Source organism: Streptococcus cristatus (assembly GCF_003943815.1).
Taxonomy (GTDB): domain Bacteria; phylum Bacillota; class Bacilli; order Lactobacillales; family Streptococcaceae; genus Streptococcus; species Streptococcus cristatus_F.
In genome coordinates, this window is the sequence record NZ_RJNA01000004.1 from 103,185 (window position 1) to 116,066 (window position 12,882).

The following is a 12,882-nucleotide window of genomic DNA, read 5'->3' on the forward strand; positions in this document are numbered from 1 at the left end:
TCCTAGTTATAATTCATTTTCTTTCGTGATATAGCGGCTGATGGCAATCTCTAGATTTCCATTGCGCGTACGTAGGGCATCGATGAGTTCTTTTTCGGTCATTTGACCATTCAGCTGAATGAGGTATTTAATCTTGAACAAACTTCCCATATCAGAGGTTTTGACATTAGCCAGTTCGACATGATTGGCAGCTTTGTTGAAAATATCATCAAAAATGCTTTCATAGTCCAGACTTTCTGGTATGACGATAGTCAGCTGGCGCATGGAATGCTTCATCTGCCCGAAATTGACCACCTCAAGCAGCAGCATGACGAGCGACATGATGAGGGTAAAGACGGTCGCAAAGACCAGATAGCCCATTCCGATGGCAATCCCGATTGTCATGACTAGGAAAATGGACACCAGCTCCTTGGCCCCTCCCGGTGCGGAACGGAAACGAATCAAGCTGAAGGCCCCCATGACGGCAACCCCTGCTCCCAGACTTCCATTGACCAAGAAAATCACAATTGCAATCAAGGTCGGCAAAAGCGCCAAACTCATCACAAAGGATTTGCTGTAAACCGTCTTAAACTGGTAAACCTTGGCAACGACTAAGCCCAAAAGCAAGGACACTCCGATTGCCAGCAGCATCATAGCCGGATCTACGGCCGTATCGGTGAAAATATCATAAAATAAGTGACTAAGCATGATTTACAACTCCTTTATAGTCTGTCGTTTTCTTGTAAGCAACCCCGTATTTGGAAAAGGAACTTGGAAAGACCTGATGGCGATCCAGAATCTCACTCAGCCAGAGCGGATAGGCTCCTGGCACCTTAACTTCCATAATCACATGATGATCCGGCAGAAGATTTTCCCCGTAATGACCATGCAAGAGGCTCAAATCATAATTGCGGTAGGTCAAATCGTGGTCAATGGTAATCCGAACATTGGGATCCTCAATCCCCTTCATAGAATAACGATTGTAGTAAATATACATCATGGGCTGCAGGCCACCGTAGCGCTGACTCAGCCAGTCGATTTCCTCACGAATCTGACAATCCTCAATCTTACTGTGATCGCCCTCCAAGTAAGCCTCGGCAGCGACTAAATCTGTCGAAATGCGGCGTTTGTAGACAATCTTGCGCACTTTTTTCTTGATTTCCAAAAAGACTTGACTGTCTTCTCTCGGCTTTTCATCGTAGGTCCGCACGCGCAATTTTTCTTTAAAATAAGGCTTTTCCAAGGACTCACGAATCATTTGATAGGTCGGGGTGTCGTAGTAAAGATTGTTGATGGTCGAGTAAGCATGCTCATCCTCCACCAGATGGCTTTCAAACTTGGTCAATAAATCAGCCAAAGTTTCTTTGGAAATAATATATTTGGTTTCAAATCGTTGAAATTTGTCTTTAAATGTTTTTTTAGCCATGGGTTTTTCCTCTTTCTTGTAACTAGAGCCATTTTACGGATGAAAACTTAAAGCAAGGCTAAAGAAAACTTAAAGAAAACAAAACATTATTATTTTCATACTGAATAAAATAGACTTGTGGAGAAAATCTATACAATAAAATTCTCTGCTGTTTCACGTGAAACAAAAAAACTTGGTTCTGTTCACAAAACCAAGTTGTTCCTTTCGAAGAGAAAATAGTCTGCGCTCTTCTCTATCTTAAATGATTTTCTTCTTATCAGGACGATAGGCCATTATGCCTAAGGTCATGAAAAGCAGTAAAGTCGCGGTCAAGAAAGCTAGTTGGCCACCGATTTGACCATTCATCGAGATCGTTTCCCGCAGTCCTGACACCGCATAGCTCATCGGTAAGATTGGGTTGAGCTTTTGGAAGATTTCTGCCGTTAGAGGCAGCGGATAAGTACCAGCGCTAGAAGCCAGTTGCAGGAGCAAGAGGATCAAGGAGATAAAGGCCCCGACCTTACTATCCCAAGTGACTAGAGCCGTCACAACTGCCATAAAGGCCATGCTGGCTAAAACAGTCAAGGCCAGCGTCATCCATTCGTAGTTGGCCTCAAGACCAATCAAATGAACCGCTCCATAAACCAAGATGCCAGCCAAAACAGAAATCAAACCATTGACCTCCAGACGAGCCTTGAGCCAAGCTTTGCGAGAAGCTGGAACTTGACCAGAAGGGAGCGTGCCGAAAATAACATTGGTCGAAATCGCTGCTACAAAAAGAGCAACAGAAATCATGTAGGGGGCCATACCAACACCATTTTTACCAACCTGATCTTTATCTGTCTTTTTCAGCTCGACAGGGCCAGCCAAGGCGGCCGCATTGTCCTCTGTCACTGAAAGCTCGGATAATTGCCCCTTGGCACCCGTCAACCCTGTATTTAGAGTCTGAGCACCGATTGATAAATCTCCCAGCCCACTAGTTAAAGTGAGACCACCAGTCGCTAACTGCTGAGAACCATCCGCCATTTGAGTGGCACCCGTAGATAATGTTTGCATCCCTGTGACCAAAGTAGATGATTTATCATTTAATTGAGAGAGGCCTGAGCTGATTTGACCGATTCCTGAAGTCACTTGGTCATTATGGTTCGCTAGATTGGCCGCTCCTTGAGAAAGCTGATCGACACCTGTAGTATAAGCCGCTACTCCCTGAGCTACTTGAGAAAGGCCACCTGTATAAGCCGTAATGCCTTGAGAAAGGGTCGCTGAACCAGTGCTGGCAGAGGACAAGGCGTCATTTACCTGACCCAAGCCACCGTAAAGACCACTAATCATAGCTGAAGCACCTGGCAGGACTTGGTTGGCCGCTGCCGACAGCTGACTTGCCTGACCACTGGCCGTTTGCAAACCTTGCAGATTCGTCTGGATAGCTTGGACTTCCTGTACAATAGTTGCCGCTGCACTACTGCTAGAATCAGCACCACCTGCTAGAGCGGCTTTTAGTTCTTCTTGCTCACTGGCAGAAAGTTTTTGGTAAGCAGCTGTGCCTTCTAAAGCGGCCACGGCTGCAGCCCGATCACTTTGCGCACTACTTGCCAAAGACTGGGCGTTGGTCGCAATCGTCGTGAGAGAAGCCGCAATTGTTTCCGTTGGCAAGCTCGTTCCCGATGTGGCATTTTGAATGGCCGTATTGAGCTGATCTAGACCTGTCGTCAACTGAGCAACCTTTTCTTGATTAGCAGTAACACTGCTATTAACAGATGATTGCAGTTCTGCTAAACCGCTGTTTAAGCGCTCCACACCAGCAACTAATTCCTGTGAATTGCCCGTTAGTTGGTTGGTTCCATTCAGTAATGTTTGTGACTGAGTGGTTAATTGACTGGCACCAGCTGAAAGCTGCCCAACTCCATCTGTATATTCCGTCATCTTGCTAGTAAAAGTCGGCAAGCCGGCATTGATCTGAGCCACTCCGTTTGTGTATGCTACCAGACCAGTCGATAGCGCTGTAGCTCCATCTGAGAAAGTGAGGCTGGACTGAGCTAGGCTTTCCAAGTTAGTAGACAGTTTTTGGCTGCCATTTGCCAGTTCCTGACTGCCTTCGGCCAATTTAGCTGTGCCATCTGCGGCTGTTCCAAGTCCACCTTTTAGCTTATCCATACTCGCAAAAAGGCTTGTCACATAGCTGTTTGTAATCTTCTGACTGACCGATTGCTTCATCGAAGTCATGGCAGAATCACTCATTTTACTAGCGATAAAACTATGACCACTGGATGTTTGGTAGTGGATCGTAACTTGCTTAGGCTGATTGCTCAAGATACTAGCCGCATTGGCTGATAGATCCTTAGGAAGAGTCACCACCATGTAATAGTCGCCCTTTTCCAATCCCTTCTCTGCCTGATCCTTATCCACAAAATGAAAATCCATCGCTACATTTTTCTTCATATCTTGTACCATATCTGAACCAATGGACAAGTCTTTTCCATACAAGCTCGCCTTCTGGTCCTGATTGACCACCGCTACTGGCAAATCAGAAAGTTTGCCATACGGATCCCACATAGAGCTCAAAAAAATCACATTATACAAGGCTGGAATCAAGGCAACCCCCAGCATGACTACAATAATCTTCGGTTTTTTGAAGATCGCTTTCCATTCTTTGAACATCTTTTCTCCTTTTTTATACACATTGTCTAAAAATTTGATATAATAGATTATACACAATAAAAAAATTAAGGCAAGCAGAAAAATCTATTTTTGTACACCTTGTCTAATTTTGTATAATTCAATAACAAAGGAAAAATTGAAATGACAGAAAGTAATAAACGTAAAAAAACCAAGGCCATCATTGAGAAGGCTATGGTTGACTTATTGCATCAGGAGTCTTTTAACCACATCACAACAGTCGAATTGGCGCGAGCCGCCGGTATCAGTCGCAGTAGCTTTTATACTCACTACAAGGATAAATATGATATGATTGAGCGCTATCAGCAAGGGCTCTTTCATCAACTAGAATACATCTTTGAGCACAATCGTGAAGATGTCGCAGTCGCTATCACAGAGGTCTTTCAATTCCTGACCCAAGAGCCTCTTCTGGCTGCTCTCTTGACGGAAAATGGTACTAGAGAAATCCAAAATTTCCTGCGCCATAAGCTCCAATCCTTACTTTCCCAAATCCTACAGGAACGGTTTCGCAATAAAGCTTTCAATCAAATCGAAAAGGAATACGGCATCGTCTACCTCGTTAATGCTTTCTTTGGCGTCTACCAAATGTGGATAGCTAGAGGCAGTAAGGAAAGCCCGGAACAAATGGCTAATCTTCTTTTAAAGATGCTATAAAACTCAACAACTAATAAAGGCTGGGACAAGATATCCCAGCCTCTTTTTGTTAATCGAATAAAAAAGAAGCCGAAATCGGCTTCTGAATAAATTTCCAATAGAAATTAAAGCATTTTGTTATCTTCCTATTAATAGGTACAGAAAAACAGGCCTAAGCCTGCTCAGTTTTTTACCTTGTTTCTACAAAAGTTTATTGCTTACAAATAAGTAGAGAAAATGCAAAGGGTAACTAAAAGGGGAATTAAATCGATGAGTTCAGTAAGCAAGTAAATTGCACCTGTTATAGGTGCTTTTTCTTCTATTACTCTTTTTCTTCAAGGTTTTTATCATCTCTTGCTTTACTCTTCTTAAATACACTAATATAAGCCACAGCACTTGCTAATAAGATACCTAACCCTTGTATATTTTTGTTGTTATAAATAAGGAACATCGAACCTATTACAATTATTATTCCTATTATTCCGGCAAAAATGACACCCAAAAGAGCATCTCTGTTATTGCAGTAACAACTTTTTTCTCTAAATCCATACGGTGTGTAGACTGTTGTTCCGCCATTTTCATTATTCTATCTGCACCGTTAGGAATTGAAGCATTAAACTCCTTTAATAGATGTGGAGGAGGAATTGGCCCTGAATAACTCATGCTTTCAACACGTTGAGCTATCAGTTTATCTGTGACTTCTTCTCGAACATCTGTTGGTTGTTTTTCGATGAATTCTGTAACTTGATGAGCCGTTGTAAGGTTAGATTTAGAATTAGGGTTGGAGCTAGGCTTGTGCTTTGACTTCTTTTTTGAATTGCTCATAAGCCCCCCTGATATCATTACCAATCATAAACCAATCATTAAAAATAGCTTTTTTATCAGCTTCATCACCAGAGCGTGATGTATTGTAAACTCTCTTGTTTCTTGTGGATGCAATATCAAGAACTCTGGATACTCCTGATAAAAAATCATTTTCAGCCACTAGAAAAGTTGTCTTCTTATTCATGATTTGCCTCCTAGTAAAAATATTGTACGAATCAAAATCAATCCATACTATATCGAGTATACACTTTTTAAAAAAATTTGTCACTACTTTAATTCAACTTTCTAAAAAAGATTAAAATATATATACTTACTTATTCGAAAAACTTAATGCTATTATTTGGAAATTAAAAAATTAACTTTCATTATCGCTTATACCTTTTGCAATGTTTTCTATATCAGCTTTTTTATTCTTTAAATGGTAAGCTTTGACCTCCCTATTATTTTCTTTTAACATTCTATGATTTTACAATAGCCTTGTATTTAAAAGTTTTTTAGGCTATAATTAAATTAACGGATAGAGGTTTTCCATCTCCCCTTGAAACAGTTCATTCTGCAGTAGGAGGTGGGACACCTCTATTTTTATTATTGCTAACCTCGGATTATACTTGTGCTAGAAATTTTTTTGAGTTATAATTAGCTTAAGGTAAAGGTGGTCTAACGCCCATGAAGCAGCTTGCTGTGGAGGCGGTGGGTCACCTTTATTTGATTTTAAAATCAAGAAGATGTATAATTAAGTCAAGAAAGAAGCATGGTTTTCCCGCCCAAAAAGCCTTAGAGCTGTGGGAGAGTCATGCTTCTTTTTTATCTCACAAAAGCCCCCAGATTCGTTTCTAAGGGCTTTTAGTTTATCCATAATGATTTATCGTCCAGTCCGAAACAAAGCGAAATATGGACAAATATGGAGCTTAGGGAGCCCCATATGCTCCTAATTCTGTGGTAAGGTTAAATCAATCCCCGTTTACAATACCTGCCAAATGTTCTATAGCTTTTTGCCTTATAATGTATACTGTAGTCTTTGATTTATCTATTTCCTCAGCAACCTCCCAAGCGTCGAGAACATTCAAGTAGAACAGCCTGAGAACAGAACGCTCAAGCGGATTGGCCAGCTTATCGATCAGCCTAGATATTTCCATTCTCTCTTCAGTAAGTCGTTCAATTCTCTGGAGCGTATCCTCTTTTAGCTTCAGAACACTTATAAGGTTATTCTCTGCTGTATTTACCCTGCTTGTTTGTACTCTGGTAGTGCTCAGTTCTTGCTTTTTGATAATACCACTTTCTAAAACCGCAAGCTCTAAATATAAGCCCTCTATCTCTTTGTTTATCCACTTAACGCCTTCTAGTTTTTCTTTTACCTGCTCTGGTGTCATGCCTTAGCCTCCTCTATGATATAATATTTTTATCGGATATATAACAAAGGAGTCAGCCCTGTGCTGGCTTTTTTCGTTTTCTCTATGTTCGCTCTAGCTTCAAATGCTTGCCCGTGAGAAAAAAATGTACAATGACGGGTGAAGCTCATAGAAGCGCGTGGGGAGGGAGATAGCCCCCGTATCTCCTTATGGTTTGATAAGCAATTAAGGGATGTTTTTATCTCTCTTATTTCCTTGTCATTCTGCAAGCAATTAAGGCAAGTTATTTCTTTGCTTATCTGCTTATCATTTTGTAAGCAACAAATCCAAAATAACAGATTTTTAAACCGCTCTTATTTCCTTATCATTTTGTAGGGAGGAAATCCAAATTAAGGAAGCTAAAAAGTCTCCTTAATTCCTTACGTTTTTTCAGGGAGCAAAATCAAAATAAGCGATGTTATTTCCTGTCTTATTTCCTTATCGTTTGACAAGGAGAAAAATGAAAATAAGGAGCTTTTAAATTCGTCTTAACTCCCTGTCATTCTGCAAGCAATTAAGAAGGCTTATTGTCGTCCTTATCTGCTTATCATTTTGTAAGGAGAAAATCCGAAATAAGAGGGGTAAAAACTCCGCTTATCTGCTTGTCATTTCTCAGGGAGTTAAGGAGAGTTATTATTGCTCTTATCTGCTTGATAAATGATAGGGGGATATACCCCACTTTCTCGGGCTTCGCTCGAGGTTCAAGCTATATAATCTTCTCTGTTCGTTCTCTGTTCAAGAGCTATTTTCTCGGAGTTCGCTCGGAGTTCAACACACATAATCCTGCCATTTGTCAGGCATATTTTTTGCCACTACCTCACCAAAACCTCACCATTGGAAAACTCCTGTACCTTTACATTGAAAAAGTTCGATACCTTACCAAAACCTTACCATTCTATGGCTCTAAAAAAGCAGCTATACCTTAGGGTAATCTTAGGGTTCTATCATTAGAAAAAAGCCCTGTACCTTGCTAAAACCTTGCTATTTTGAAGTATGTGACCTTAGCCTAATCTTAACCTATTTGATCTATGCTACCTTGTACTAACCTTGTACTTTTTTTAATACGCAACCTAACCCTTACCTCACCCTTTTTGGGAACGCTCGAATCCGTCAAAAGTCTTGATATAGCTGACTTATTTCAGAGTTTTAGCCGTCTAATATGTAGTATTTGTTTGTTTTGTAAATTACACACTACTACAAATTATCGTGTAATAAACCAAATCTATTGGCTTAAATACTAAAAGGGGATTTCTCCCCTCTGCACACTCGATTAAAGTATTGCGTCCATGTTGTCATCTAGGTAATCAGATTCTAAGAAAGTTATAGCACCCTCAACTCTCTGCATTACAAATCCATGATCAGACATCAATCTCTCATAATTCATCTCATCGACTGCTCTAGCAAACTTATTCAACAAGTCTTTTGTCCGATTGCTATTGTCCGCTGGGATATATTGCGCTAATTCTGCACTGTCTTAAGTTCCATTACCAAAAATACCTCCCAAAGCATTTCGGAAAAGTTCTAACGTTGTGCGATCGTCTTTGTAATGGTCTATTAGTGCTTTTCCAGTGGATACGGCCAATGCGCCACTTTCAAAAAGTTTTACGGCATTTTGCACTGCTACTTGATAACCAGAATCAGTCAAAGCTTTTACTTCCGCTTCGGCTCTCTTAGCCTCTTTATCTGGTAGTAGGTTGTCTGCAATTTTCTTCAGATCGTCATAATAACCAGCATACCAAGCCTCGTATTTGAATTTAAGGGTTTCAAGTTCATTTTCTTTACCCTCTGCACTTAAAAATTGATTATTCTGTATTTCTTCGATTTTTCCATATAAGTTTGAAATAGCACCTTTCAATGCTAACATCTTAGTAATAATTGTTTTCTTGTTCATTCTTTTTTTCCTCTTTCTATTTGTTAATTTCCATATCTAAAAGCACCGTGCCTGCTACGGTATCCCATTTTTAAAACTGTTTTTTCTGCTCGTATCAACCCATAAGGATTTTTGTATCATATCCACTCCTAACACCAAAACAAAAAGGACACTGAAAAAGCTAAATAACTTAATCAGCGCCCTCGGTTGTTCCGATAGACTCTATTTTTTTGTTTCACTTCGTTGCAAGTATGAAAATCTTCCATCTTGAAAATGCAAGGCCACACTCCCAAATGTTGGGGGAGCCTCTGCCTCTATTTTACCATTTTTCTGATACAAAATAAAGCCTTGCTTCAACAGTTCAACTAAATCATCCATACGATCCTCCATTTCATTTTTTCTTGATTTTCATTAACCTAGAGCGCTACGAGCCTCTTCTACTTGATTAAGTTGTAGTACTTGTAGCCCTAAAGCGTTGAAATAACCGACATTTTCAACTATCCAACGCTTTTTGCTACCCTTTTTAGTGTACTTTAGCTCATTTTTAAGCTTTTTGAGTTCCATTTTTGGAAAGCAAACGCTGCGCCCCTGCTTTTATCAATCTTACAAAGTGTAGGCGTTTTTGAATTTTGGGTGCCTACGCCCTCCACCATACAGTCTCAAGGGGTTATCCCTTATGTAGGCATGTAGGCGTTTTATCTCAAAAAAAATATATATAATACATTAGGTAATTAATTATATATACTTTTATAAAATATATATTTTGCCTACATTTACATTATAAAATCAATGATATCAAGGGTTTAGGAGTGTAGGCTTTTTCTTTTCTTTTGCCTACGCTCCTTTACAATCCTTACAGTATCAATAACTTTAGGTGTAGGCTGTTTTCTTTCCTTTTGCCTACACTGCCTACACTTCATTCTTTTACTTTAGCAAATCCACGCTTGATAGTTTTGCCAATTCTCAAAGATTTCCTTGATTCCCAGCCCTCTTTATTTTGCATGATCTTCTTTACCTTGTTTTTATCTTTTGGATTCGGTGAATTGTTCAAATACACCTCTGTAAAGAATAAATTAACTGCCACTTTATCCCGCTCCACTAGTTCACCATACTTCTCTATGTCTAGTGGGATTTCTGTACCATCAGCACCCATATAGTAGCCATGATTTATCATGTCGTGGATGTAATAGCGCCTAGTCCTATCAATCTCTGGGTATTGATACATCCCTTTCGGGTAAGGGGTATCCAAATACCGCTCCAGGTCTTCAGCTAGCTCATCTACAAACTTATAACGGCTTCTAACCTCGTTTACTAGCTTTTCCTGCTCATCTGTCAGAGTCAGCACCTTGTTAGCTCTCCAAGCTGCCACCATAGCACCCCAAAAGTGTCTACGGTCTTTTTCTGTCCACTTCCTATCCTTATATTCGGTATCCTTATGGACTTCAGCAACCAGGAAACGCCTTTCACCTGTAAGGTCGTTTAAGTAATCATGGTCATTAGTTGCCCTGACAATGATAAAACTCTTAGGTAGTCGCCTATCACTGGAAGCATAGGGCGGTCTAAATTCCAGCTTGGTTTCTGTTATGAATTTCTTTAATTCTGAAAAGCTGGCTTTTTTACTGGCCACCATCTCATCATCAAATACACACCAATTTCTTACCATCCTAGCCTTGTCGTCTTTATCTGTGAAAGTTTCAACAGTAGTAAAATACTTATGGGTAAAAAGCCCCTCAAAAAACTGAGTTTTCCCAACTCCCTGGCGTCCAGTCAAGTCTAGAACAAAGTCAAACTTAATAGAGGGATTGAATACCTTAGCAACTGCTCCACGAAAAAACAAGTCCAGGATAATACGATTATAATCATTATCTTCGATATTTAGATAGCACCGTAGAATATCAAACGGATCACGCTGATTCACTAACTCTTTATACTCGCTTTCGCATGATTCTAGATAGTTTTTTAAAGGGTTGTAGCTATGCTCTCCAGCCACCACTTCCAAAATGTCCGCTATGTCGGGCTTTTTATAGTCTATCTTGTACTTGGTAGCAATATAAGCCCTAATCTCTCTGATAATCAGGTCATCGATTGCACCGCTCAAGGTTCTACCATTTAACTTTATAGGTCTAGTCACGTCAATTTCATAAGTAAAGGTATTATACTGTATAGCACCTTTCAACTTACTATCTCCGCTCAAAATCTTCTTGAGATTATCTAGACTCACTGCAAAGCCATCCCCTCGTGGTTTTTTGGCCAAGTCTAAACTATTGTGCCCCTCATTAGTCTCCCTTGCTTCAGTCAAATTCACCATTTCAGAGGATACTTGTTGATGATCATCTTCAATGATTTTATTTACAATTTCATCACTATTCAAAAGCTACCTCCTTATAGAATACCTTTGCTACTTCTAAAAAATAGCCTGCTAAATCTTTCCGCTTAACAATTGCAGAAAACAAGTCCACTGATTGGCTAAAACTGTAGCCATTTACAAATAGAGAACGGACAAAAAGAGAAGTTTCATACCTGGTATATATTCCATTACAAATCAGGTCAAAAATCCAGCCTTTCAACTCCAATCCAAGTCCCTGGCGCCGCTCTGTCAATCTGTTTGCTTCTAATTTTTTTAGAATCGTCAATAATTCTGAACTGGCCAAAGCTATATCCAAGCTCCTGGCCAACTCCCAGCCCTCTAATCGTCCTTTCTCATCTCTGACAGCTACATACAACCCCTTATAATGAAAATCTGTCAGTCCCTCACCGATCGGCTCGTAGTAAATGAGTTTGTAATGTTCTCCATTCTTCCAAACTTGAGTTGGTGCATGTTTTAGAAAACTAAATAAGGGCATTTTTTTAGAGGATATAGTCAACTCAATCATTCTCATTGTCATCCCCCTAATCTACTGCAAGAAAATTGTATATATCGGTCTTGCGGTAATAAATCTTCTTACTGTTCTCAAAAGGCGACTGATAAGGTTTTAAGCCATGTTTTTCCCAATTATTCAACGTTGTGCCACTGATCCTTAGCTTATTTAGTAGATCGGCTCTCGCAATTAAGTCCCAGCCGTCATTATGTTGCTTTTCAAGCTCAAGCCTTTTCTCTAAGTGATCTCCCACTTTCTCCAGCAGCTCAAGCTCTGCCTCTCTTGATAATAGTTGCATATTACACCCCTTTTCTAATTATGAATCTTACCTGCAAGCTGGATATAACGCCCGTAGCAAGGGTTTAAAACCTCGCTTGGTGTTTCTATCGTCTGTTTGCTTTCTCGCTCCATTTGGGCGCTTTTTTTGCGGTCTCGGTGGTTTAGATAAACCAGTAGGACAATCAACNCCACCATGAAGATAACCGCCTGTGTATTGGTTAAATCTAGTTCATTCATGCTATGCCCTCGCTTTGTAATTCTTGATGTAGTCCACTTGGTCGCTTAGTTCCATCTTCAGGAAGTCGTCCACCTCTTCGGTGCTTACTTTTCGATCTACAAAATCAGTAATAAACCGGAAGAGGTTAGGGTGTCTCTCCTTGATTTCAGCCATTTGTTTATCAAATTCTGCTTGTGTCATGTTGTCTAGATCTAGTGTCATTGCATTGCCTCCTCAAACTTCTCTATAAGATGATCTTTACTTACTTTCCGAGTATCATTTTTAGAATTAAAAAGAATATCCTTTAAGGTTATAGTAGCCTCTAAATACTCCTTTTCAGCATGTTCCATATACTCCTGCTGCTCTGCTTCGTTGTCAAAAAAGTGCTTGGCTTGGCGTTTAAAGAACGCTTGTCGCATAGCGTCCATTTCAAAAATACCAGGGTGGAAAAGCATTCCTGTAGTGCTTTTAGTAACTGCCGCGATTTTATGACTTTCATTTAATTCAGGAAGTTCAATCCAAAGTAAGCGGGATAAATCTTCTTTGATGGATTTTGTCTGACTTGCCAATAAAGAAAGCCTTCCTAGGTCGTTTTTTTCGCTAATTTCTCGCATCTCTGCGCTAATTCTGTCTATACGTCTAGTTAAATTCTCGTATGTTGTTTCTATCATGGTGTTTACCTCTGTTTCTTTGTCTATGTAATTGCCCTGCTGGGCTTGTCCTGTTTTGACAGCTTTTTAATGTCTTTCCTG

The 12,882-nt window shown here is 40.0% G+C and carries 15 protein-coding genes; 1 reads left to right on the plus strand and 14 read right to left on the minus strand.

The features are described from left to right. Positions 1-6 precede the first annotated feature (6 nt). From D8872_RS03675 to D8872_RS03685, 3 genes are all read right to left on the minus strand, one after another. Positions 7-687: a DUF4956 domain-containing protein gene (locus D8872_RS03675; RefSeq protein WP_125389983.1), complete on the minus strand. Its 681-nt coding sequence runs from the start codon at positions 685-687 to the stop codon at positions 7-9. Further along, positions 680-1,405, minus strand: a complete 726-nt coding sequence (locus tag D8872_RS03680; RefSeq protein WP_125389984.1) for a polyphosphate polymerase domain-containing protein — start codon at positions 1,403-1,405, stop codon at positions 680-682. The genes D8872_RS03675 and D8872_RS03680 overlap by 8 nt, the downstream gene beginning before the upstream one ends. Positions 1,406-1,642: 237 nt before the next feature. After that, positions 1,643-4,042: a YhgE/Pip domain-containing protein gene (locus D8872_RS03685; RefSeq protein WP_125389985.1), complete on the minus strand. Its 2,400-nt coding sequence runs from the start codon at positions 4,040-4,042 to the stop codon at positions 1,643-1,645. Positions 4,043-4,183: 141 nt separating this feature from the next. On the opposite strand from D8872_RS03685, the gene D8872_RS03690 reads away from it, so the two are divergent. Further along, positions 4,184-4,714, plus strand: a complete 531-nt coding sequence (locus D8872_RS03690; RefSeq protein WP_125389986.1) for a TetR/AcrR family transcriptional regulator — start codon at positions 4,184-4,186, stop codon at positions 4,712-4,714. 456 nt (positions 4,715-5,170) lie between these two features. On the opposite strand, the gene D8872_RS03700 is transcribed toward D8872_RS03690, so the two are convergent. From D8872_RS03700 to D8872_RS03755, 11 genes are all read right to left on the minus strand, one after another. Then, the gene (locus D8872_RS03700) at positions 5,171-5,518 is read right to left on the minus strand and encodes a DUF2335 domain-containing protein (RefSeq protein WP_185761381.1); all 348 of its coding nucleotides are present in this window, start codon (positions 5,516-5,518) and stop codon (positions 5,171-5,173) included. Beyond that, positions 5,481-5,702: a hypothetical protein gene (locus D8872_RS03705; protein ID WP_125389989.1), complete on the minus strand. Its 222-nt coding sequence runs from the start codon at positions 5,700-5,702 to the stop codon at positions 5,481-5,483. The genes D8872_RS03700 and D8872_RS03705 overlap by 38 nt, the downstream gene beginning before the upstream one ends. Before the next feature lie 766 nt (positions 5,703-6,468). Continuing rightward, positions 6,469-6,888 carry a DUF1492 domain-containing protein gene (locus D8872_RS03710; protein WP_125389990.1) on the minus strand — a complete coding sequence of 140 codons (420 nt, stop codon included), beginning with the start codon at positions 6,886-6,888 and terminating at the stop codon, positions 6,469-6,471. A 1,492-nt stretch (positions 6,889-8,380) separates the two neighbouring features. Next, positions 8,381-8,797, minus strand: coding sequence for a hypothetical protein (locus D8872_RS03725; protein ID WP_260471668.1), 417 nt, complete (start codon positions 8,795-8,797; stop codon positions 8,381-8,383). A 201-nt stretch (positions 8,798-8,998) separates the two neighbouring features. Next, positions 8,999-9,154, minus strand: coding sequence for a hypothetical protein (locus D8872_RS10810; RefSeq protein ID WP_164993748.1), 156 nt, complete (start codon positions 9,152-9,154; stop codon positions 8,999-9,001). Positions 9,155-9,692: 538 nt separating this feature from the next. Then, entirely contained in the window at positions 9,693-11,147 is a 1,455-nt protein-coding gene (locus tag D8872_RS03730) for a virulence-associated E family protein (protein ID WP_125389991.1), read from the minus strand. Then, complete coding sequence (locus tag D8872_RS03735) at positions 11,140-11,655, minus strand: hypothetical protein (RefSeq protein ID WP_125389992.1); 516 nt, start codon at positions 11,653-11,655, stop codon at positions 11,140-11,142. The genes D8872_RS03730 and D8872_RS03735 overlap by 8 nt, the downstream gene beginning before the upstream one ends. 10 nt (positions 11,656-11,665) lie before the next feature. Beyond that, complete coding sequence (locus D8872_RS03740) at positions 11,666-11,932, minus strand: DNA-binding protein (protein ID WP_125389993.1); 267 nt, start codon at positions 11,930-11,932, stop codon at positions 11,666-11,668. Between the two features lie 14 nt (positions 11,933-11,946). Further along, complete coding sequence (locus D8872_RS03745; protein WP_125389994.1) at positions 11,947-12,150, minus strand: hypothetical protein; 204 nt, start codon at positions 12,148-12,150, stop codon at positions 11,947-11,949. A 1-nt stretch (position 12,151) separates the two neighbouring features. Then, on the minus strand, positions 12,152-12,352 hold the full coding sequence (locus D8872_RS03750; protein ID WP_125389995.1) for a hypothetical protein: 201 nt from the start codon (positions 12,350-12,352) through the stop codon (positions 12,152-12,154). Beyond that, on the minus strand, positions 12,349-12,801 hold the full coding sequence (locus D8872_RS03755; protein ID WP_125389996.1) for a hypothetical protein: 453 nt from the start codon (positions 12,799-12,801) through the stop codon (positions 12,349-12,351). The genes D8872_RS03750 and D8872_RS03755 overlap by 4 nt, the downstream gene beginning before the upstream one ends. Positions 12,802-12,882 lie beyond the last annotated feature (81 nt).